Source organism: Teichococcus aestuarii (assembly GCF_003116135.1).
GTDB classification, from domain to species: Bacteria; Pseudomonadota; Alphaproteobacteria; order Acetobacterales; family Acetobacteraceae; genus Pseudoroseomonas; species Pseudoroseomonas aestuarii.
In genome coordinates, this window is sequence record NZ_PDOA01000009.1 from 1 (window position 1) to 20318 (window position 20318).

21 protein-coding genes and 1 pseudogene are annotated in these 20318 nt (G+C 69.6%); 10 read left to right on the plus strand and 12 right to left on the minus strand.

What is annotated here, in order from left to right:
• Positions 1–108 (plus strand): annotated as a pseudogene (locus CR165_RS13915) (IS5-like element ISRso1 family transposase); the annotation flags it as partial.
• A gap of 51 nt (positions 109–159) precedes the next feature.
• Here CR165_RS13915 and CR165_RS24535 read toward each other — a convergent pair.
• Complete coding sequence (locus CR165_RS24535) at positions 160–687, minus strand: hypothetical protein (protein ID WP_146201906.1); 528 nt, start codon at positions 685–687, stop codon at positions 160–162.
• A gap of 305 nt (positions 688–992) precedes the next feature.
• On the minus strand, positions 993–1700 hold the full coding sequence (locus CR165_RS24540; RefSeq protein ID WP_146201907.1) for a glycosyltransferase: 708 nt from the start codon (positions 1698–1700) through the stop codon (positions 993–995).
• A 171-nt stretch (positions 1701–1871) separates the two neighbouring features.
• Between CR165_RS24540 and CR165_RS13920 the strand changes: the two genes are divergently transcribed.
• Together CR165_RS13920 and CR165_RS13925 are read left to right on the plus strand one after the other, a co-directional pair.
• Positions 1872–3023, plus strand: a complete 1152-nt coding sequence (locus CR165_RS13920) for an acetoin utilization protein AcuC (protein WP_109517612.1) — start codon at positions 1872–1874, stop codon at positions 3021–3023.
• Between the two features lie 8 nt (positions 3024–3031).
• Complete coding sequence (locus CR165_RS13925; protein WP_109517613.1) at positions 3032–3514, plus strand: DUF192 domain-containing protein; 483 nt, start codon at positions 3032–3034, stop codon at positions 3512–3514.
• Positions 3515–3562: 48 nt separating this feature from the next.
• Here CR165_RS13925 and CR165_RS13930 read toward each other — a convergent pair whose 3' ends face one another.
• Positions 3563–4819, minus strand: a complete 1257-nt coding sequence (locus tag CR165_RS13930; protein WP_109517614.1) for a D-amino acid dehydrogenase — start codon at positions 4817–4819, stop codon at positions 3563–3565.
• 149 nt (positions 4820–4968) lie between these two features.
• Here CR165_RS13930 and CR165_RS13935 point away from each other — a divergent pair, with 149 nt between their 5' ends.
• A complete protein-coding gene (locus CR165_RS13935) occupies positions 4969–5433 on the plus strand; it encodes an Lrp/AsnC family transcriptional regulator (RefSeq protein ID WP_109517615.1) in 465 nt (154 codons plus the stop codon).
• On the opposite strand, the gene CR165_RS13940 is transcribed toward CR165_RS13935, so the two are convergent.
• On the minus strand, positions 5430–6293 hold the full coding sequence (locus tag CR165_RS13940) for a phytoene/squalene synthase family protein (protein ID WP_245906417.1): 864 nt from the start codon (positions 6291–6293) through the stop codon (positions 5430–5432). The genes CR165_RS13935 and CR165_RS13940 overlap by 4 nt on opposite strands.
• 139 nt (positions 6294–6432) lie before the next feature.
• Here CR165_RS13940 and CR165_RS13945 point away from each other — a divergent pair, with 139 nt between their 5' ends.
• Entirely contained in the window at positions 6433–7071 is a 639-nt protein-coding gene (locus CR165_RS13945; protein ID WP_109517617.1) for a superoxide dismutase, read from the plus strand.
• A gap of 215 nt (positions 7072–7286) precedes the next feature.
• On the opposite strand, the gene yajC is transcribed toward CR165_RS13945, so the two are convergent.
• Positions 7287–7634 (minus strand): preprotein translocase subunit YajC, encoded by a 348-nt coding sequence (yajC, locus tag CR165_RS13950; protein ID WP_109517618.1) that lies wholly within the window; start codon positions 7632–7634, stop codon positions 7287–7289.
• A 147-nt stretch (positions 7635–7781) separates the two neighbouring features.
• Here yajC and CR165_RS13955 point away from each other — a divergent pair, with 147 nt between their 5' ends.
• On the plus strand, positions 7782–8639 hold the full coding sequence (locus CR165_RS13955; RefSeq protein ID WP_109517745.1) for an ATP-binding protein: 858 nt from the start codon (positions 7782–7784) through the stop codon (positions 8637–8639).
• Complete coding sequence (locus CR165_RS13960; protein ID WP_245906419.1) at positions 8636–9622, plus strand: MBL fold metallo-hydrolase; 987 nt, start codon at positions 8636–8638, stop codon at positions 9620–9622. The genes CR165_RS13955 and CR165_RS13960 overlap by 4 nt, the downstream gene beginning before the upstream one ends.
• A 78-nt stretch (positions 9623–9700) precedes the next feature.
• Here CR165_RS13960 and CR165_RS13965 read toward each other — a convergent pair whose 3' ends face one another.
• The 4 genes from CR165_RS13965 to CR165_RS13980 are packed head-to-tail and all read right to left on the minus strand — an operon-like array spanning position 9701 to position 13185.
• Complete coding sequence (locus CR165_RS13965; protein ID WP_109517619.1) at positions 9701–10525, minus strand: MetQ/NlpA family ABC transporter substrate-binding protein; 825 nt, start codon at positions 10523–10525, stop codon at positions 9701–9703.
• A 12-nt stretch (positions 10526–10537) separates the two neighbouring features.
• Positions 10538–11350 carry a MetQ/NlpA family ABC transporter substrate-binding protein gene (locus CR165_RS13970; RefSeq protein WP_109517620.1) on the minus strand — a complete coding sequence of 271 codons (813 nt, stop codon included), beginning with the start codon at positions 11348–11350 and terminating at the stop codon, positions 10538–10540.
• A gap of 34 nt (positions 11351–11384) precedes the next feature.
• Positions 11385–12050: a methionine ABC transporter permease gene (locus CR165_RS13975; protein ID WP_109517621.1), complete on the minus strand. Its 666-nt coding sequence runs from the start codon at positions 12048–12050 to the stop codon at positions 11385–11387.
• A 1-nt stretch (position 12051) separates the two neighbouring features.
• A complete protein-coding gene (locus tag CR165_RS13980) occupies positions 12052–13185 on the minus strand; it encodes a methionine ABC transporter ATP-binding protein (protein ID WP_109517622.1) in 1134 nt (377 codons plus the stop codon).
• Between the two features lie 530 nt (positions 13186–13715).
• Between CR165_RS13980 and CR165_RS13985 the strand changes: the two genes are divergently transcribed.
• Both CR165_RS13985 and CR165_RS13990 read left to right on the plus strand, forming a co-directional pair.
• On the plus strand, positions 13716–15386 hold the full coding sequence (locus tag CR165_RS13985) for a DEAD/DEAH box helicase (RefSeq protein WP_109517623.1): 1671 nt from the start codon (positions 13716–13718) through the stop codon (positions 15384–15386).
• A gap of 161 nt (positions 15387–15547) precedes the next feature.
• Complete coding sequence (locus tag CR165_RS13990) at positions 15548–16834, plus strand: M20/M25/M40 family metallo-hydrolase (RefSeq protein WP_181378163.1); 1287 nt, start codon at positions 15548–15550, stop codon at positions 16832–16834.
• 42 nt (positions 16835–16876) lie between these two features.
• Here CR165_RS13990 and CR165_RS13995 read toward each other — a convergent pair whose 3' ends face one another.
• Positions 16877–17302, minus strand: a complete 426-nt coding sequence (locus CR165_RS13995) for a VOC family protein (RefSeq protein ID WP_109517625.1) — start codon at positions 17300–17302, stop codon at positions 16877–16879.
• Positions 17303–17413: 111 nt separating this feature from the next.
• On the opposite strand from CR165_RS13995, the gene CR165_RS14000 reads away from it, so the two are divergent.
• Positions 17414–17617 (plus strand): hypothetical protein, encoded by a 204-nt coding sequence (locus tag CR165_RS14000; RefSeq protein WP_181378164.1) that lies wholly within the window; start codon positions 17414–17416, stop codon positions 17615–17617.
• Between the two features lie 22 nt (positions 17618–17639).
• Here the strand turns inward: CR165_RS14000 and CR165_RS14005 are convergent, their stop codons facing one another.
• Entirely contained in the window at positions 17640–18971 is a 1332-nt protein-coding gene (locus CR165_RS14005) for a sensor histidine kinase (RefSeq protein WP_109517627.1), read from the minus strand.
• Between the two features lie 66 nt (positions 18972–19037).
• Complete coding sequence (locus tag CR165_RS14010; RefSeq protein WP_109517628.1) at positions 19038–19898, minus strand: SDR family oxidoreductase; 861 nt, start codon at positions 19896–19898, stop codon at positions 19038–19040.
• Between the last annotated feature and the right edge of the window lie 420 nt (positions 19899–20318).

Consider the following 20318-nt stretch of genomic DNA (forward strand, 5'->3'; position numbering starts at 1 on the left):
CGCTGGCGTCGCCTGGTCCGTGACTACGAGCGCCGCTCCGACGTCTCCGAAGCCATGATCCACGTCGGCATGGGCGCGCTCCTCATCAGGCGCATCGCCCACCCATGACCATTCTCAAACGGGCACTTAGCCTCGCCGTCATGCATATCCGACAGAATTTTACTTTGCTTGTGTTTTCATCCAGGCAATGGAGCGCGACAAGTCAAATTTCTCGCCAAAGAGCTGCTCCTGCAGACCCCAGTTGGCGCCTGCGAACCCGACGGAGCCGCAAATGATGCTGGCAATTTCAGGAGTGCGGGAGCGGTATTGTGGGTCCTTACAGATCGAAACAACTTTCTTCTCTAACTGCTGAAGATCATTTCCACCAAAATCGACTCCCAGCTTGTGGAGTATTAGGTTGTAGGTTCTGGTAGGCAATGCGCTGTAACTGGAAGCGTTCTTGGGACCTGACATCAATATGTTGACGAGGTTCTGCACCTCTTCATCCTGAGAGAAAATGATCCCAAACTTTTCGTCGACGCGATGCACGTAGCTCTCATCGAACTTCTTGATAAGACTTTCGATTTCATCCGCAATTAGGTGCGCGATGCCTTCCGGGTTTTGAATGATGCCCTTGGCAGAGTCGAACTGGATACCTGTTCGGATCGATGTTCCTTCCAGTAGTCCCACGACCTTGTTCGTTGTCACGGACTCCTCGACGCACACCGGGTAACAGCCGGCAGCAACCGCCTCCAGCAGAACTCGTGAGCCACTCGCATCGGACATTGAGGGCTGAAAGAATATTTTGGAGGAACCTAGAGGCTGTTATGGATCTCTCATAACCTGCTGGACTCCCTCGGCCTTCCGCACGCAGGTCCATCCCGGAAGATTAGCAAAATCAGGCCACCAATGGCAGATCCATAACAGCCTCTAGAGGCTGTTATGGACCTCTCATAACCTGCTGATTTTACTTGGTCTTCCGTACGCAGGTCCATCGCGGAAGGCCAGCAATATCAGGCCACTAACGGCAGGTCCATAACAGCCTCTAGATTCGAGGATAACAGGTCTTTGGAAAGTCCACCGAAATTCTTGGTTTTGTAACCACGACCTTCAAGGATTGAGAAAACCTCCTTGAGCATTGCGGTGTTCTTCTGGGGGGCGGGGCCAACCGCAGACACCACGTCCCAATAACGTTCCCCGAAAGGCCGAGCTTTGGTTGCGAAGTCCTTCCAGTCAACCCCAAATGGCGCAGCGTATACGTCGCCAAAATATCTCGCACTTTTCAAGTCCTCTTTATGGAAGTCCATCGGGACAATTGCAGCGTCCATCGCATAAAGAATCTCGAGGAATCTACTCTTCCTGAATAGGTGCTGAGGTTCATGATGAAAGCGAATCAAAAAGACGGCTTCAGGAAGGGCGTTCCGGAGCTTTGCAACACCGTCAAATCCACCATTGAAGTCGCAAAGATTAAAGAAGACAAGATCGGGCTTCTGATCCGCAATCTTTCGCCACTGGTTATTCAGATTAGGCGTATGAAAATGATAGTATATACCGTTAATGGCGCCGGTTATTGATCGATCATAATTCTTTTCACGTAGGAAAGCATGAGTTTCATGTTTTGCACTCAGCCGTTCGAAGGCCCTAAGCCATGAAAGAGAAGTATTCGGATCAATGAACATGGGGGCCGTCATGGTATAGTCATGGATGCCAACGAGCTTCATGTGTTACCTGCTTGCATTAATTTATCGCGAATTTACACTTTGTGATTGCGAGGCGGCAAGGGGAAATCTTGAAGGCGTTCGTTGGGTTTAAGTGCTAGGTATTCTGGGCGTCATTAGGCGCCATCTCTACTGTGAAGGTCGTCGTGCTTGAACGTCATGGACCCCTGAGTAATGTCTGATGACAGAGCAACAGCAGGGGGATCCTTCCTAATCGGGTCCGAGATCTACCGCAAATCGACCTACGGGCCGAAGCACCCGCTCGCCATCCCCCGCGTCTCCACGGCGCTGGACCTGATCGGCGCGCTGGGCTGGCTGGACCCGGCCCGCTATATCGACAGCCCGCGCGCCACGCCGGAGCAGCTCGCCCGCTTCCACCACCCGGACTACATCGCGGCGCTGGTGGCGGCCGAGGCGGCGCAGGACGTGCCGCCCGAAGCGCGCGAGCGCCACCACATCGGCGCGCGCGGCAACCCGGTCTATCGCGAGGTGTTCCGCCGCCCCGCGACCGGCGCCGGCGGTGTCATGCTGGCCGCGCGCCTCACCGCGCAGGGCGGCACCGTGCATGTGCCGGGAGGCGGTACCCACCACGGCCGGCCGGACCGCGCCAGCGGCTTCTGCTACCTGAACGACGCGGTGCTCGGCCTGCTCGCCTGGCTCGACCTCGGCCTGACCAACATCCTCTACCTCGACATCGACGCGCATCACGGCGACGGGGTGCAGGACGCCTTCCATGATGATCCGCGCGTCTTCACCCTCTCCATCCACGAGGCGGGGCGCTGGCCGTACACGGGCCTGCTGGAGGACCGCGCCGGAGGGCACGCCCGCAACATCCCCGTGCCGCAGGGGCTGAACGACACCGAATTCGCCTACCTGCTGCACCATGCGGTGATGCCGGTGATCCGCCACCTCCGCCCGCAGGCCATCATGCTGCAATGTGGCGCCGACGCGTTAGAGGAGGACCCGCTGGCCAAGCTCAGCCTCTCCAACAACGCCCATTGGCAGGCGGTGCGGGCGGTGATGGGGCAGGCGCCGCGCCTCATCGTGCTGGGGGGCGGGGGCTACAACCCGTGGTCCGTCGCGCGCTGCTGGGCGGGGGTGTGGGGGGTGCTGGATGGGCGCGACCCACCCGCCCGCCTGCCGCCCGAGGCCGAGGCGGTGCTGCGGGCGCTCAGCTTCCACCGCGCCGCCGGGCGCAACCCGCCCGAGGGCTGGTTCACCACCCTGCAGGACGCGCCCCGCCCGGGGCCGGTGCGCGGCGAGATCCGCCACCTCGCCGCCGCCACGCTGGAGGGGCTGCCGGAACCCTTGGCCGGTGTGGCATAAGGAGCGCCATGCGCCGCCGATCCCTGCTGGCCCTGCTCGGGCTCGCCGCCTTCACCCGCCCCGCCTTCACCCGCCCGGCCCTGGCCCAGACCGGGCCGCAGCCCCGCCTGCCCATGGAGCCGCTCGCCATCATCACCCGCGACGGCAAGCGCCATGAGTTCCGCGTCGAGATGGCCGTCTCGCCGGAGCAGCAGCGCGTCGGGCTGATGTTCCGCCCGTCGGTGAAGCCGGATGAGGGGATGCTGTTCGACTGGGGCGTGCCGCGCGAGAGCAGCATGTGGATGCAGAACACCATCACCTCGCTCGACATGGTGTTCATCCGCGAGGATGGGCGCATCCACCGCATCGCCGAGCGCACCGTGCCGCTCAGCCTCGCCACCATCGACAGCCGCGGGCTGGTGCGCGCCACGCTGGAACTGGCCGCCGGCACCGCCGAACGGCTCAACCTGCGGCCGGGCGACAAAGTGGAACACCGGATCTTCGAGCAGTAGAAAGGGCCAGGGGAAGGAATTCCCCTGGCCCTTTTTTTTCTGCGAGTCTCAGGCGGCGTAGCGGCTGAGGGCCAGGTCCTCGTGCTCGATGTTGGGGCGCTGGCCGGTCACCAGATCGGCCGCCAGACGCGCGCTGCCGCAGGACATCGTCCAGCCCAGCGTGCCATGGCCGGTGTTCAGGAAGAGCTTCGGGAACTTCGTGGGGCCGATCACGGGCGTGCCGTCCGGCGTCATCGGGCGCATGCCGCACCAGAACAGGGCACGCGCCGGGTCGCCGCCCTGCGGGTAGAGATCCATCACGGAATGCAGCAGCGTCTCGCGCCGCTCATCGTGCAGCCGCATGTCGTAGCCGGCGATCTCCGCCGTGCCGCCGACGCGGATGCGGTCGCCGAGCCGCGTGATGGCGATCTTGTAGGTCTCGTCCATCACCGTGGAGACGGGGGCAGCGGTGGCGTCCGTCACCGGCAGGGTCAGCGAATAGCCCTTCACCGGATAGACCGGCAGCTTCAGCCCCAGCGGCGCCAGCAGGGTGGGGGAGTAGCTGCCCAGGGCCAGCAGGTAGCGGTCCGCCGTCAGCACGCCGGCATCCGTCACCACGCCGCCGATGTCGCCGCCCTCCAGCATCAGCCGCTCGATGCCCACGCCATAGCGGAAGGTGACCCCCATCTCGGCGCAGAGCGCGGCAAGGCGCTGGGTGAAGAGATGCGCGTCGCCCGTCTCGTCCTGCGGCAGGCGCAGCCCGCCCACGAATTTGTGCTGCACCCGCGCCAGCGCCGGCTCGGCCGCCACGCAGCCAGCCGCGTCCAGCACCTCGAAGGGTACGTCGTACTGCCGCAGCACGCGCAGATCGTCGCCCACATGGTCGAGCTGCTGCTGCGTGCGGAACAATTGCAGCGTGCCGCGCTCGCGGTGGTCGTATTCGATGCCCGTCTCGGTGCGCAGATCGGCCAGCGCCATGCGGCTGTAGTCGGCCACCCGCACCATGCGGGACTTGTTGATCTGGTAGGCCTTCTCGGTGCAGTTGCGCAGCATCTGCCACAGCCAGGACCATTGCGCCGGGTCCATCCGCGGGCGCACCACCAGCGGGCTGTGCTTCTGCGTCATCCACTTCACGGCCTTCAGCGGCACGCCCGGCCCGGCCCAGGGCGCGGAATAGCCGAAGGAGACCTGCCCGGCATTGGCGAAGCTGGTCTCCAGCCCGGCGCCCTGCTGGCGATCCACCACCTCCACCTCATGCCCTGCCCGGGCGAGGTAGTAGGCCGAGGTGACGCCGACCACGCCGGCACCGAGAATGAGGACCTTCATTGTGCTTCCGCTCCGCCGCGCCCCAGCCTCACGGGCTGGTGACGAAAGCGTATCGTAGGCGCGAACCGGCGGCAGGTGCTTGCGATCCGCGCAACATCATGCGAATTCGCGCCGAACCATTCGAATTTCCTGCGAATCCCTGAAAGAATATGCCGGAGACCGTCCTCGACTCGCTGGACCGCAAGATCCTGCGCCTGCTGCGCGCGGACGGGCGGATGAGCAACGCGGCGCTGGCCGCCGCCATCGGCCTCTCGCCCTCCGCCTGCCTGCGGCGGGTGCGGATGCTGGAGGCGGGGGGGACCATCCGCGGCTATACCGCCCTCATCGAGGAGCCGGCGCCGCAGGGGCGCACGGTGGTGATCGTGCAGATCACGCTGGAGCGGCAGACGGAGGACGGCTTCAACCGCTTCGAGGCCGCCGTGCGGCAATGCCCCGAAGTGTGCGAGTGCTACCTGATGACCGGCTCGGCCGACTACCAGCTCCGCGTCGAGGCGCGCGACGCGGCCGATTACGAGCGCATCCACAAGGAGCAGCTCTCCCGCATGCCGGGGGTGGCGCGCATCCAGTCGGCCTTCGCCATCCGCACCGTGGTGCGGGGGCGCGAGGCAGGCTAGGCCCGCCCGCGCCAGCCAGCCCAAATCACGGCGAGCCTGTCGCCCAGCCCGCGCGGCGGCGGCGGCTGCGCCGCGCTCCAGCCGGCGGCGGTGACGCGCGCCAGGTCCCGCGCCGCCAGCCGCCCGGGCAGCGCCGCCGCCACCGCGCCGCGCGGCAGCGCGGCGAGCTTCATGCGTCCCTCGCGCAGCAGCGCCTGGCCTTCCCCGGCCAGGATGCGGGCGGATGCGTCGGTGCCCTGCTGGCGCGGGTCGCGCGCCACGTCGGCCGGGGTCAGGCCGTGCTCGGCCAGCAGGTCGGCGGGCAGCAGGCAGCGGCCCTGCATGGACAGGGCGGGCGTGTTGCGCAGCACCCCGGCCAGCCCATAGGCGGCGCCCACCGCCTGCAGCCCGGGCAGACAGGCAGCCGGCGCCCCCAGCACCCGCCCCATGGCCACGGCCAGCCCGCCCGATGAGCCGCGCAGCAGCGCCAGCAGCGCGGCCCGGCTCGGGATCTCCTCCTCCGCCTCCGCCTCCCGGGCATCCACCATGCCAAGCAGGTCCTCCGGCGCCAGCGTGCCGGCGCGGATCGCCTCGGCCAGCGGCGCCGCCACCTCGTGCCGGCGGGGCGGCGCCCCGGCCTGCGCCTCCTCCACCGCCTCGCGCCACCATTGCAGGCGGATCAGCGTGGTCATGGCGTTGCTCGCCACCTCCCGCGCCCGCGCCAACTCATGGTTGAAGGCGATCAGCAGGCCCAGCGTGTCGCGCGTCTCTGGCGGGGCGAACAGCGTGCAGAGGAAGCGGTCGGGGTCGTGGCGCCGCGCCAGCGCGGCGATCGGGGAGAGGGGAGCGGGATCGGCCATCGGCAGGGTTATGAACACCATTCCGTGCCGTGCAAGCGTCAGGGGCCTTGCTTGACGCCACATCGGGGCACGCCTAGCTGTTTCAGCGCGCGGCGCCGCAACTCCGGCGCCGGTCGATGCTTGCCCGTCCGAGTCCAATCATTCATCGGGAGAACAGCTCATGGCTTTCAGCCTTCCGCCGCTGCCTTACGACGCCTCCGCCCTTGCCGCCTCCGGCATGTGCCAGGAGACGCTGGAGCTGCACCATGGCAAGCACCACAACGCCTATGTCACCGCGCTGAACGGCCTGGTGGAGAGTAAGGGCCTGTCCGGCAAGTCGCTGGAGCAGATCGTCGCCGAGGCCGGCAAGGCCGGCGCCGACGGCCTGCCCGTGCTGAACCAGGCCGGCCAGCACTGGAATCACATCCTGTTCTGGCAGGTGATGAAGCCGAATGGCGGCGGCGACAGCCTGCCCGGCAAGATCGGCGCGAAGATCGACGAGGATTTCGGCGGCCTCGCGCAGTTCAAGGAGGCCTTCAAGCAGGCCGGTGTGACGCAGTTCGGCTCCGGCTGGGCCTGGCTGGTGATGGACCAGTCCGGCAAGCTGAAGGTGACCAAGACGCCGAACGGCGCCAACCCGGTCTCCACCGGCGAAGGCACGCCGATCCTCGGCGCCGACGTGTGGGAGCACGCCTACTACCTCGACTTCCGCAACGTCCGCCCGAACTACCTCGACAACTTCCTGAACAAGCTGGTGAACTGGGAGAAGGTCGAGGAGCTGATGCTCAACGGCGGCCTGAAGTCCGGCCAGACGGCCTGATTTTTCTGCAAGCTGCCGGTCAGGGCCGAGACGGGGGGCGCGGCACGGAAGCGGACCGCAAGGGCCCAGGGTCGCGGTTCCCGCTTCCGACGCGGGATCGGACCGCTCCGCTCCAGCAAGGCGCCCGACGTCTCGCCCATGACACGGCAGTCCGACAAAAAAACCCGGGAAGCGGTGCTTCCCGGGTTTTTCTCTGGACGGTGGGCGTCGCGGTGTCAGGCGGCCGGCTTGACGTCGTTGGCGGCCACCGGCTTCACCAGCGTGCTGATGGTGCTGCGCACCACGTTGATGCGCACATTCGGCGCGATCTCGATCTCGACCTCCTCCGAGCCTTCCTTGACCTTCGTCACGGTGCCCAGGATGCCGCCGGCGGTGATGACGCGGTCGTTGCGCTTCAGCTGGGTGAGCATCGCGCGGTGCTCCTTGGCGCGCTTCTGCTGCGGGCGGATCAGCAGGAAGTAGAAGACCACGAAGATGAGCATCAGCGGCAGGAGCTGCATGACGATGCCGGCGGCACCGCCGGCGGCGGCTGCGTCCTGGGCATAGGCGGGGGAGATGAACATGGGGGCTGCTTCCGTCTTGCCGGGTGTGGCCGGCGAAACTAGCCTCCCGGCCCCTGCCGTCAACACCTTGCCGCCCGCGAGGGCGATGAACGCCCCGCCAGGGCCCCAGGAGCGTCCCGCTTGTCCGACACCGCCGACCACCCTCTGATGCCCACCCTGGCCCGCATCGCCGCGGCGCTGGAGCGCCTGGCGCCGCCGCCGCCGGCCCGGCCCGATCTCGGCGCGGCCGACGCCTTCGTGTGGCACCCCGCCACCCACGGCGGCAGCCCGGCCATGCTGGCGCCGGTGCCGCGCGTGGCGGCGGTGGAGATCGGCCTGCTGCAGGGGGTGGACCGGCAGAAGGGCCTGCTGCTGGAGAACACCCGCCGCTTCGCCGCCGGGCTGCCGGCCAACAACGCCATGCTCTGGGGCGCGCGCGGCATGGGCAAGTCCTCGCTGGTGAAGGCCGCCCACGCCGCCGCCAATGCCGAGACGCCCGGCAGCCTGGCGCTGATCGAGATCCAGCGCGAGGACATCCGCACCCTGCCGGAGCTGCTGAACATCCTGCGCGGCGGCACGCGCCGCTGCCTGGTGTTCTGCGACGACCTCTCCTTCGAGCGCGAGGACCAGGACTACAAGGCGCTGAAATCGGTGCTGGATGGCGGCATCGAGGGACGGCCGTCCAACGTGCTGTTCTACGCCACCAGCAACCGCCGCCACCTGATGCCGCGCGACATGATCGAGAACGAGCGCAGCAGCGCCATCAACCCTGGCGAAGCGGTGGAGGAGAAGGTCTCCCTCAGCGACCGCTTCGGGCTGTGGATCGGCTTCCACAACGCCGACCAGAACACCTTCTTCGCCATGGTGGAGGGCTATGCCGCCGCGCTGAAGCTGCCGGTCAGCCAGGAGGAGCTGCACCGCGCGGCCGTGGAGTGGTCCGTCACGCGCGGTGGGCGCTCGGGGCGCGTGGCGTGGCAGTTCATCCTCGACCTCGCCGGGCGGCTCGGCGTGGCGCTGCCGGAGTGACGGAAGGCCTGCCGCCACCGAAGGGCGCGCGTCGCGAGGGGAAGGTGTTCCTCAACCCCGATGGCTCGCGCCCCGGCCAGAGCTTCGGCGCGCTGTGGCGGCTGATGCGCGAGCGCGGCGGCACGCCCTGGCCGGAGCGGGTGGAGAACCCCGTCTTCCCGGCCCCGCCCGCGCCGCCGCCGGGCCATGCCACCGTCACCTTCCTCGGCCATGCCAGCTTCCTGATCCAGCCGCATGGCGGGCCGGTGATGCTGACCGACCCGATCTGGAGCGAGCGGTGCAGTCCCTTCTCCTTCATGGGGCCGAAGCGGGTGCGGCCGCCGGGCCTAGCCTTCGAGGCGCTGCCGCCTATCGACATCGTGCTGCTCAGCCACAACCACTACGACCATTGCGACATCCCGACGCTGAGGCGCCTGCACGCCCGCTTCGCGCCGCGCATCCTCACCGGCCTCGGCAATGCGAAGCTCCTGGCGAGGCATGGGATGCGCGATGTGGCGGAGCTGGACTGGTGGCAGGAGGCACCGCTGCCCGGCGGTGGCGCGGCGCGCTTCCTGCCGGCCCGCCACTTCGCCGCGCGTGGCCTGCACGACCGGGCGCACACCCTCTGGGGCGGCTTCATGATCGAGCCGGCCTCGGGCGGGCGGATCTACTTCGCCGGTGACTCCGCCTGGGGCGCGCATTTCGAGGAGATCGGCCAGCGCCATGGCGGCATCGACCTCGCCCTGCTGCCGATCGGTGCCTATGCGCCGCGCTGGTTCATGCAGGTGGTGCACGTGAACCCGGAGGAGGCGGTGCGCGCCTTCGCGGTGCTGCGGGCGCGCGAGGCGCTGGCGATGCATTTCGGCACCTTCAAGCTGACGCAGGAAGGCATCGACGAACCGGTGGAGGGGCTGCGGGCGGCGCTGGCCGAGGCCGGGCTGCCGGAGGCGCGGTTCCGCGCGCCAGGCTGCGGCGAGAGCGTGGTGGTGAGACTGGAGAAATAGAACCTTCTTTTTCTGAAGAAAAAGAAGCAAAAAGACTTTGTCGGTTTGGCGTTGCGCCAAACCGACAAAAGCCTGGCTTCAGGCCCCGACGATGACCGCCCCGCCGAAGGTCTTCTCGACGAAGTCCTTCACCGCCGGGTCGGCATAGGCGCGCGCCAGGGTCTGCGCCCAGGGCTTGCCCTCGTCGCCGCGGCGGGTGACGACCAGCACCGTATAGGCGCTGTCGGTGCCCTCGATGGCCAGGCCTTCCTTCAGCGGGTTCAGCCCGGCGGGCACGGCGTAGTTGCCGGTGATGGCGGCGGCGTCCACGTCATCGAGGCTGCGGGCGATGGAGGCGGCCTCCAGCTCGACGATGCGCACGCGCTTCGGGTTGCCGGTGATGTCGGCCACCGTGGCGCGGTAGTCGGCACCGGACTTCAGTTCGATGACACCGGCCTTGGCCAGCAGCAGCAGGGCGCGGCCGCCATTGGTCGGGTCGTTCGGGATGGCGACGCGGGCGCCGTTCGGCAGGTCCGCCAGCGCCTTGTGCTTCTTGCTGAACACGCCCATCACCGTCAGCATGGTCTTGCCCACGGGCACGAAGTCGTAGCCGCGCTGCGCCTTCTGCGCGTCGAGGAAGGGCTGGTGCTGGTAGGTGTTGACGTCGATCTCGCCCGCCGCCAACGCCGCGTTGGGCTGGATGAAGTCCGAGAACTCGGTGATCTTCAGCACGAAGCCCTGCTTCGCCAGCACGTCGCGCACCACTTCGAGCACCTGGGCGTGCACACCGCTGGTGACGCCGACGCGCAGCGGCCGCGCGGCGGTGCCGATCTCACCCGCGCCCTGCGCGAAGGCCGGCACGCGGAGGATGGCCGGCAGCAGCAGCGCGCCGCCGGCGAGGATCAGGGTACGACGGTTCAGCATGGCGGCCACTCCTCAGAAGGCGGGAACGACGGAGCCCTGGAAGGTCTCCTGCACGAACTTCTTGATCTCATCGTTCTGGTAGGCGGCGACGAGGCGCTTCACCCAGGGGGCGTCCTTGTTGTCGCGGTGCACGGCGATGAGGTTGGCATAGGGGCTGTCGGCGCTCTCGATGGCGACGGCGTCGCGCACCGGGTTCAGCCCCGCGGGGATGGCGAAGTTGGTGTTGATGGCCGCGGCCTCCACCTCGTCCAGCGTGCGCGGGATCTGCGCGGCCTCCAGCTCGATGATGCGCAGGCGCTTCGGGTTCTCCGTCACATCGGCCACGGTGGCGCGGAAATCGGCGCCCTCGGTCAGCTTGAAGGCGCCGTTCGCCGCCAGCAGGGCCAGGGCGCGGCCGCCATTGGTCGGGTCGTTCGGGATGGCGATGCGGCCGCCATTCGGGATGTCGGCGATCTTCTTGTGCTTGCGGGAATAGACGCCCATCGGGAAGACCAGCGTCTTGCCCACCGCCACCAGCGGCAGGTTGCGGTCCCGCACCGTCTGGTCGAGGAAGGGCTGGTGCTGGTAGCTGTTGGCGTCCAGGTCCTTGGCCGCCAGCGCCGCGTTCGGCGTGATGTAGTCGGAGAACGGGACGATGCGCAGCACCAGCCCGTCGCGCGCGGCGATCTCCTGCACCTTCTCCAGCACCTGGCTGTGCGGCCCGGCGGTGCCGCCGATGCGCAGCGGGCGGGACTGCGTGCCGATCTCCTGCGCGCGGGCCGGAAGGCTGCCCAGGAAGGGCAGGGCGAGGCCGCTGCCGAGCAGCGTGCGGCGGTTCAGGGACATGGCGGTCTCCTTCTTTCTTGTGTCGGGTCTACGGTCAGCGGCGGCGGACGCGGCGCACCAGCCAGTCGCCCAGCGATTGCAGCCCCTGCACGAACAGGATCAGCACGATGACGACGCTCGCCATCACCTCCGGCATGAAGCGCTGGTAGCCGAAGCGGATGCCGAGATCGCCCAGGCCCCCGCCGCCCACCGCGCCGGCCATGGCCGAGTAGCCGACGAGGCTCACCAGCGTGACGGTGACGGCGGCGATCAGGCCGGGCATCGCCTCCGGCACCAGCACCTTCCACAGGATCTGCAGCCGGGTGGCGCCCATGGCGCGGGCGGCCTCGACCACGCCGCGGTCCACCTCGCGGAAGGCGGTCTCGAACAGGCGGGCGATGAAGGCGGTGGAGGCCAGCGCCAGCGGCACGATGGCCGCGCCCGTGCCGATCGAGGTGCCAGCCACCAGCCGGGTAAAGGGCACGATCGCCACCATCAGGATGATGAAGGGGGTGGAGCGGACGGCGTTGATCAGCAGGCCGAGCGGCCGGTTCACCAGCCCGTTCTGCGCCAGCCCGCCACGGTCGGTGGCGTGCAGCAGCAGGGCCAGCGGCAGGCCGAAGACGATGGCGATGGCGGCGGCGCCGCCGACCATGGTCAGCGTCTCGATGGCAGCCTCGACGAAGAGCTGCTCCAGCATCGGGGTGAGCCAGGGGATCATGTCAGGCGGCCTCCGCCTTGGTCTGGAGGGTCGGGGCGTCCACCGGGGTCACGGTCAGGCCCAGCTCGGTGAACCAGGCGGTGGCGGCGTCGATCTGCTCCGGGCTGCCATAGGCGGCCAGGGCCATCAGGCCGAAGGGCTCGCCGGCGATCTCGTCGATGCGGCCCGAGATGATGTCGAGGTCGAGCGCGAAGCGGCGCGAGGCCTCGCTGATGACGGCGCGCGTGCTGTTCGGCCCGGCGAAGAGCACCTGCAGCAGGCGCCGCTCCTCTCCCTCGCGCGGGGCGGGGAGGCGGGCCACGGTGCCGGGCGGGATGAAATGGCCGATGGTGTCGGCGATGAAGCGGCGCGTGGTGGGGTGGCGCGGCCGGGTGAAGACGTCGAACACCCGGCCCTCCTCGATCACCTGGCCGCGCTCCATCACCGCCACGCGGTCGCAGATCTCCTTCACCACCGCCATCTCGTGGGTGATGAGCAGCACGGTGAGGTCGAGCTGGTCGCGCAGCCGCTTGATCAGCGCCAGGATCTCCTGCGTCGTCTCGGGGTCGAGCGCGCTGGTCGCCTCGTCGCAGAGCAGGATGCGCGGGCGCGGGGCGAGCGCGCGGGCGATGCCGACGCGCTGCTTCTGCCCGCCCGAGAGCTGCGCCGGGTAGGCGCCCGCCTTGTCGGCCAGCCCCACCAGGGCCAGCGCCTCCGCCACGCGCTGGGCGCGCTCGGCGCGCGGCACGCCGGCCACCTCCAGCGGGAAGGCGACATTGTCCGCCACGGTGCGGGAGGAGAGCAGGTTGAAGTGCTGGAACACCATGCCGATGCGCCGGCGCCGCTCGCGCAGCGCCGTGCCGTCCAGCCCGAGCAGGTCCTCGCCCAGCACCCGCACCGCGCCGGAATCAGGGCGCTCCAGCAGGTTCACGCAGCGGATCAGGGTGGATTTGCCGGCGCCCGAGCGGCCGACGATGCCGAAGATCTCGCCCGGCGCCACCTGCAGCGAGACGCCATCCAGCGCCTTCGTCGCGGCGCCGCGCCCGGTGAAGAGGCGGCGCAGGTCGTGCAGGTCGATGGCGGGGCCGGGGCCGGCTCCGGTTACGGCCCCGGGCTGCGCGGGCGGCGGCGCCGGCGCGGCGGCAGAAACAGACATGGCAGTTCCGATGACGTGAAAGCGGGGGAGGAGGGCGCCACGCGGCGCGGCGGCACGGCGGCACCGTGCCTGGCGGATCAGCCGGCGGTCAGCAATCCGGCGTTCAGCAGAGGGGCATTCGACAGGTCATGGGCACTCCGGGCATCTCCAACACGGTCGGATGACCCACGAAGCGACCGGCGGCGGAGGGCTTCACCCTCCCGGCCCGCAGCCCGGCTTCCTGGCGCTTTAGCACTTGGTGTCGCGGCGCAAGCTGCATCCGTCAAATCCCCGCGGGAAGGCATATTCCCCTTCCGATGCGGAGAATGGAGAAACCACAGCCCGACCGCAAGCATGGAAGCGCCTCATAACACCATGCGCTGAACGCATGGCTCGTCCTCGTGATCAGCCATGGCGTGCAAATCTCGCGCAGAGGCTGTAGAAGGCGCGGCATCCTGCCGGGTGAGCGGCGCCATCGCGCCCACATCCCGCAGAGGAAGCGCCCCAGACCCGGGTGCGCACCACCCGACCGTGGCGGATCTTTCGAACACATGCCTTTTCCTGTGATGCCCGAAGCGCTTCTGCGCGCCCTCACCGAGCGCGGCTATGCCGAGCCCACCGCCGTGCAGGCGGCGGTGCTGGAGCCGGAGACGGCGGGGCGCGACCTGCTCGTCTCGGCGCAGACCGGCTCGGGCAAGACAGTGGCCTTCGGCCTCGCCGTCTCGCCGGAGCTGATGGGCGAGGCGGAGCGCCTGCCGCCCGCCGGCGCCCCCCTGGCCCTGGTGGTGGCGCCGACGCGCGAGCTGGCGCTGCAGGTGCGGACCGAGCTTTCCTGGCTCTACGCCGCGGCCGGCGGGCGCGTGGTCAGCTGCGTCGGCGGCATGGACCCGGTGGCGGAGCGCCGCGCCCTCTCGCAGGGCGCGCACATCGTCGTCGGCACGCCGGGCCGGCTGTGCGACCACCTGGACCGCGGCAATCTCCGCCCCGAGGCGCTGCGCGCCGTGGTGCTGGACGAGGCGGACGAGATGCTCGACCTCGGCTTCCGCGAGGAGCTGGAGAAGATCCTCGGCGCCGCGCCGGAGGACCGCCGCACCCTGCTGTTCTCCGCCACCGTGCCGCGCGAGATCGCGCGCCTGGCCGAGAACTTCCAGAGCGACGCCCTGCGCATCGAGGCCAAGGGCGAGGGCGGCCAGCATGTCGACATCGCCTATAAGGCGGTGCTGGTGGCGCCCTATGACGTGGAGCGGGCGGTGGTGAACCTGCTGCGCGTCTCCGACAGCCCGCGCGCCATCGTCTTCTGCTCCACCCGCGCGGCGGTGGCGCGGCTGCACGGCAACCTCTCCGAGCGCGGCTTCTCCGCCGTGGCGCTCTCCGGCGAACTGTCCCAGGCCGAGCGCAGCCGCGCCCTGCAGGGGCTGCGCGACGGCCGCGCCCAGGTCTGCGTCGCCACCGATGTGGCGGCGCGCGGCATCGACCTGCCGGATCTCGGCCTGGTCATCCATGCCGAGCTGCCGAAGGAGCCGGAGACCATGCTGCACCGCTCCGGCCGCACCGGCCGGGCGGGGCGCAAGGGCACCTCGGTGCTGATCGTGCCGCCGAGCCGCCGCCGGATGGCCGAGCGGCTGCTGATGGCCGCGCGCGTCGAGGCCGAATGGGGCCCGCCGCCGGCCGCGGAGGCCATTCATGCGCGCGATGCCGAGCGGCTGGCCGCCCAGGCCCAGGCCCTGCTGGCCGAGGAGCCCTCGGCCGACGACACCGCCGTGGCCCGCGCCCTGCTGGACGGCGGCGCCGCGCCGGAGGCCATCGCCGCCGCGCTGGTGAAGGTGCTGCGCGCGCCGCTGCCGGCGCCGGAGGAGCTTTCCGCCGTGGAGGCTGGCCCGCCGCGCCGCCCGGTGCGCGAGCGCCCGACCGGCCCGGGGCAGGAAGGCGTGTGGTTCCGCATCAATGTGGGCCGCGACGGCAATGCCGACCCTCGCTGGGTGCTGCCCTTCCTGTGCCGGCGCGGCCAGGTGGCGCGCGACGAGATCGGCCGCATCCGCATCCTCGGGCGGGAGACGCAGTTCGAGGTGGCCGCCTATGCCGCCGGCCGCTTCGCCGCCGCGGCCCGCCGGCCGGATGCGGACGACCCGCATATCCGCGTGGAGCCGGTGCCGGCAGGGCACACCGCCCGCGGCCCGCGCCCTTCCGGCGGTGATCGGGGCCGCCGCCCACAGTTTCGTTGAGGCGGTCTGGTCCCGTTCAAGTTGCTGTGCGGAGGTGATGCCCTCCCTCCTGCCGGCTTCCATATCTGCTAGAGGCGGAGCTTCACGGACAAAGAATGGCGCTTCGTCGTCCTGGAAGGAGGACTGGCCGACGTTTGGCGGATCGAGGAGAAGCAGGATTGATGCCGTGGCACGAGCAGACGTCTTTCGATTCTGGGGATGATCTCGCCATCGACCGGCTGAGCCTCGCCGCGCCTTTGCTGGGCGCCACCGGCTGGATCGACGGGCTGGCACGCCTGGTCGGGCTGGATCTCTCCGTTGGGGAGGCGCCGTCCGCCCGCACGGCGCTGGCCCACACCGCCCTGGCGCAGACCCTCCAGGAGATGTTCGCGCCGCTCGGCTTCAACCTGCGGCGCATCGCCCCGCCGGGCGAGGCGCGTGGCGATGAGGCCGCGCAGATGGAGCCCGCCCCGGCCAGCCTTGTCGCCGCCCGCCGCACCGGCCGCCCGGTCTGCTCCATCCACATGCCGCTGAGCGTCGCCGCGCCCGATCCCCGCTGGACGCGCCCTCCCCATGCCCTGACCCGCCGGGGCAGCCAGCTTTTCGGCTGTGGAACGCGCGGCGGGCAGGGGGCCATCGCCGCCGTATGGGCGGCCCTGCGCGCGGCCGATGCGGTGGGGCTGCCGCTGCGCTTCGACCCCGTGCTGCTGTTCACCCCCCATGACGACAGCGGCGCCGTGTTGCGCCATCTCTGCGAGCAGGGCGAGGTGAGGGGCCATTTCCTGTCGCTGGGCGGGATGGCCGCGCCCCGCATCTGGGCCGGGGCGCTGGGACTGCTGACGGTGGAACTGCGCATCGACGGCGCCGCCGATGCCGAGGCCACCCTGCCAGTCCTGGCGCGGCTGGCGGAGCTGCAGCACCAGGTATCGCAGCGTCTCAGCACCCTGCCTGCCGCCCCGGAGGGCGAGGGCACCCAGCTCTCCGCCCAGCTTTCGGTCGCCTCGGTGAGCATGAGCCCGGATGGCGGCATGCGGCGGCGCTGCACCGTCGTCGTGCAGCGCCGCTTCACGCCTGAGGAAGGCGCGGAGGCCGCGCTGGAGGAGCTGCGCGCGGCCATGGCCGGGCTGGAGGTTCCTGGCTGTGCCCTGGAATGCCGGATGGTGCGCCACCTGCCCGCTGCCCTGGCGCCGGAGGAGGGGCCGCACGGCGCCCGCTGGCAACGCGCGCTGAGCTGGGGCTTCGGCTTCGCGCCCGATGGGTTCCGCCGCGCGAGCAGCCTGGAAGGGTCGGCCTTCGGCTTCGTGCAGCAGGCCGGCGTGCAGGAGATCCTGGTCGGCGGGCTGACACGGCCCGGGCAGCGCCAGGAGGCGGTGAACGAATTCACCACCGTCGAGGATGTCGAAGCCCTGGGCCGCGCCGTCCTGGCCTATCTGGCCGATGCACCGGAGCAGCCGCTGGACGGCTTCTGAGCACGCCGCTCCGGCAGAATCGTCCGGCAAGGGACGTTCCGCTCAGCGCCCTGGCCAGAGGCCGGGCGTCGCCAGCTCCACCAGATGTCCTTCCGGGTCCCGCAGGAACAGGCTGTGGCCGCCGCCTGGCCAGGAGACCGCCCCCTCCACCGCGACGACGTTCAGCGCCAGCCATTCCCGCCAGGCCGGCAGGGTCTCGGCCGCCACGCCGAGCGCGATGTGCTGCCGGCCGCCGGCGTCGTGCCCCGGAATATGGCCACCCGGCGTCTCGGTGGCGGCCGCGGCGCTGCCCCGCCGGAACAGCAGCAGCACGCCAGGACCGATGCCGAGGGCACAGAAGGTGTCGGTGGCCCGCAGGCACTCCAGCCCCAGGATGTGCTCGTAGAACCAGCGTGTCGCGCGCAGGTCCCGCACATAGAGGGCGGTTTCCAGCAGCTTTCCGGGTACCGCCGGGCGGAGGGCGGTCATGGGTCCTGTCCTTGGCCTGGGCTGTGATGATGCAACCGGCCCGGCCGCCGAGGGTTGCTCATCTTGAATGCCGGCACGCAGGCCCGGCTGACAGATCCAAGGAGAACCGCGATGGCCTCGCCGGAAACCCGCACCCCGCCCCATCAGCCCGTGACCCAGGGCAAGGACGCCCGCCAGAACGACCAGGAGCTGGAGAAGGCCCTGGAGGACACCTTCCCGGCCAGCGACCCGCCGTCCCAGTCCAGCCCGACGCAGACGGTCGGCTGGGAGGAGCCTGAGAAGGAAGACACGGAAAACACGAAGAAGGGCGGCTGAGACACCGGCATCGCCCGCCCGTTCAGTCCGGCGTTGCCTCCGGGAAGCGCAGGCTGAACCGGGTCCGGGGACGGTGCTCGGTGAGCAGGTCCCCGTCCAGCTGGCGCGCGCAGGATTGCAGCAGCGTCATGCCGAACCCGGCGGACCGCATGGCCGCCAGCGCGTCCATGCCCGCCCCGTCATCCTCGACACTCAGCACCAGCATGTCCTCCTCGCGCTCGAGGCGGAGGTGGATGTTGCCGTGCCGCCCCTCCGGGAAGGCATGGCGGAGCGCGTTGCTCACCATCTCCGCCACGGCCATGCCAAGAGGCAGGGTACGGTCCCTGCTGAGCGATGCCGGAACCGTCTCCACATGGAGGACTACCGGCCGCCGCGCCATCCAGTGGCGGATGATCCAGTGGGCGAAGGTTTCCAGATAGCGAACGAGCGGGACGCTCCCGGCGTCGCCAGCCTGATGCAGCGCCTCGTGCAGCGCCGCCATGCTCTGGATGCGCTCGCCCGCCATCTCCAGTGCCGCCTTCACCTCCGGCGGGGTGCGCCGGGCCTGGAGGCGCAGCAGGCTGGAGACGAGCTGGAAGTTGTTCTTCACCCGGTGCGTCAATTCCCGGTAGAGCCGTTCATGGCGGGCGACGGCCCGGGCCCAGTCCTGTTCCGCCCTGTGCTGCGCCGTGACATCCATCAGCACGCCGGCGGCTTCCCCCGGCCCGGCGGGCCGGCCGCGCAGCAGAAGGGCGCGCGTCTCGCCCGTGGCACCGGGCAGCAGGCGGAACACCACCTCGACCGGCGCTGTCTCCAGATCGCGGCCAGCCTGCCGGAAGGCCTCCAGATCATCGGGGTGGAGGTGGTTGTGCAACTGCCCCAGGGAGACGGGCCCCGTGCCGGCGGGACGCCCGAGCACGCGCCAGGCGCTGGCGCAGAGGCTGATGGTCTGGCTGGCCGCGTTCCATTTCCAGCGGCCTGCCTGGCCCAGCGCCTCCATCTCGTGCAGGGCCTGCCGGAGCTGGTTTCCCTCGTCGGTGACGTGGCGCAGCTCGCCGGCCACCAGTGCCACCAGCAGGCCCGCCGCCAGCAGCGTCAGCGCCTCCCCGCCCGACAGGGTTCCATGCCCAAGGGCCAGTTCCTCCCCGAGCGTGAGCAGGGACAGGAACAGTACGCAACCCACCCCGCCCGGACGGCCACCGACGGCGCCGGCAAGGGCGATGGCCGGCAGCAGCAGGGCCGGGCCATGGGTGCCCGGCCATAGGGCCTCAGCGGCCTCCCATGCCAGCATGCCCGCCAATGCGCAGCCAAGCGCCACGAGCTGGCTGGAGATGACACCTCCGGCCCGCGGCAGGCGCGAGACGATCTTGATCACCCGGGAAGCGCCGCACCGGGACGGCGTCCGGCCTTCCTCTGATCCTTGTCCCCCCTCTTGCCGCGACTACCCATTGACCACGGTGCCTCCATTCGGGTGCAGAACCTGCCCGGACATGTAGGACGCATCCGGCCCGGCGAGGAAAATGTAGCACGGCGCCACCTCATCCGGCTCGCCGGGGCGGGCCATGGGGGCGGACTGGCCGTGCTTCTCCATGCGTTCCGCATCGAATGTGGCCGGGATGAGCGGCGTGCGGATCGGGCCCGGGGCCACCGCGTTGACGCGGATGCCCTGCTCGGCCAGGGCGGTGGAGAGCGAGCGGGTGAAGGCGACGATTGCCCCCTTGGTGGCGGCGTAGTCGATCAGCGTCGGGCTGCCGTGATAGGCGGTGACGGAGGTGCTGTTGATGATGGACCCGCCGCGCGGAATGTGCGGCAGCGCCGCGCGCGTCACCCAGAACTGCGAGAGGATGTTGGTGCGGAAGGTGGCTTCCACCTGGTCCACCGGAATGCTGGCGAAGTCGTGGTGCACATGCTGCTCGGCGGCGTTGTTCACCAGGATGTCGATGCGGCCGAAGCGCGCGACGGTTTCGGCCACCAGCCGCCCGGCCACCGCCGGATCCCCGATATCGCCATGGCAGAGCAGGATCTCGCGGCCTGCTTCCTTCACCAGCCGCTCCGTCTCCCGCGCATCCTCGTGCTCCTCCAGGTAGCCGATGACGATGTCGGCGCCCTCCTTGGCAAAGCCCACCGCCACGGCGCGGCCGATGCCGCTGTCGCCGCCGGTGATGAGGGCGACCTTGCCGGCCAGCTTCCCGGCGGCGCGGTAGTCGCGCATGGCGGAACGGGGGGCGGGGTCCATCGCCCATTCCCGCCCCGGCTGGCGGGGCTGCACGGCCGCGGGAGGGGCGGAAGGCTGCTGGCTCATCGGCGGTTCTCGGATCGGTTCTCGGGCGACGAGGAAGGCGGCGCCGGATGTGAAGGGATCGCGGCAGCCGCGCCGGCGGGCCGCGACGCGCCGGCAGCGGGCCTGCGGGGGCGGAGCCGGGATGCTTCCTGCGGACGTTCAAAAGCCCGGACACCCATGGCGTACGGAGAGCCATGGGTTTCCTTCGATGGGCCAGGCCAGGCTGTCCACCGGTGTGGCCGCGGGCCCCTGGCACGTTGTGGATGCGGCATGCTGGCCCGAACAACCAGCCGCCAGGGCAAGAGTTTCAGGGGTTGAGGGCAGTGTGAAGCGCCCGGCCTGTCATCGAACCTTCATAAATATGAAATAGAGTCGTCGTGCCCCGGGCCTAGAAGGCGTCCAACCGAACCGGCCCCCCGCCGTGCCCTGCGCGGCCAGGAC